This is a genomic window from Tritonibacter litoralis (assembly GCF_009496005.1).
Classification (GTDB): domain Bacteria; phylum Pseudomonadota; class Alphaproteobacteria; order Rhodobacterales; family Rhodobacteraceae; genus Epibacterium; species Epibacterium litoralis.
The window spans coordinates 1-876 of record NZ_WIBF01000049.1 but is presented as its reverse complement, the minus strand read 5'-3'; the positions used below and the strand labels follow the sequence as shown (position 1 = coordinate 876).

Here is an 876-nt window from a genome sequence, read left to right as displayed (position 1 = left end):
GGCCGGACACATGACTGCTTCTGACAAATGCACAAATCAGATCAAAAATGTCTTGCTATGCAGGAGCCATCCACACAAGCCATTCGATGTTCGGCAAGCTGCTCAAAAATCCCCGCGCGCCGATGTAATCGCTGACTTGGCCGGCTGTGACGAACAGGTTAAGAGGCCGCCCCTGACTGGCGCAGATGGCATGCTGCTTGGTATTCATGCCGCCCGTTTTCAGGGTACTTGATTCCCCGGATCAAATACCGATCCTACACACTCCTGCCGATCGGGCGCCCACGCCCCCCCTTTTTCACGCTAATGCTGGTCGTCGTTCGATGTGCTTTCAGGTAGGTTGCGTAAATCATCACGGTCTTCTCTTCGCCGTGCTCGGCAGCCAGGCCCGCCATCATCCGGGCGAAGACGCCCTTATCGGTCCACCGTTTCCAGCGATTGCAGAACGTCTAGTGCGCGCCATAGGCCGCTGGCGCATCGCGCTATCGTAAGCCATTGCGATTGATGAAGATAATCCCACTCAGAACACGCCGATCATCAACGCGGGGCTTGTCGTGAGACTTCGGAAAAAAGGGTTCAAGACGCGCCATCTGCGCATCCGTCAGCCAGAAAAGATCAGACACATTCACCGCTCGTTTTCGAAACGTGAATCACGCCTCCATGCGAAAATCAATGGGTCCTGACCCTAAAAATGCAGAACCATGTGATCATTTACAGGTATGAGAAGGTGCACAAAGTTTTGCCTCTAACGGCGATTTTTGCCCTTAAAATCAACTTGTCTAAAATCCATTGAAGAACGAAATGGACCTGTCCCGCTTTTGTGCCGCCCCCAGTGCTCGTTTAGGCCACTTTTCGCTCGAAGGCGACGGGGCTTTTCCA

Annotated in this window: 1 pseudogene; it reads right to left on the bottom strand. The window is 53.4% G+C overall.

Going from position 1 to position 876, the window contains the following annotated elements:
- Positions 1 to 73: 73 nt before the first annotated feature.
- Positions 74 to 620 (bottom strand): annotated as a pseudogene (locus GFB49_RS20925) (IS5 family transposase); the annotation flags it as partial.
- Between the last annotated feature and the right edge of the window lie 256 nt (positions 621 to 876).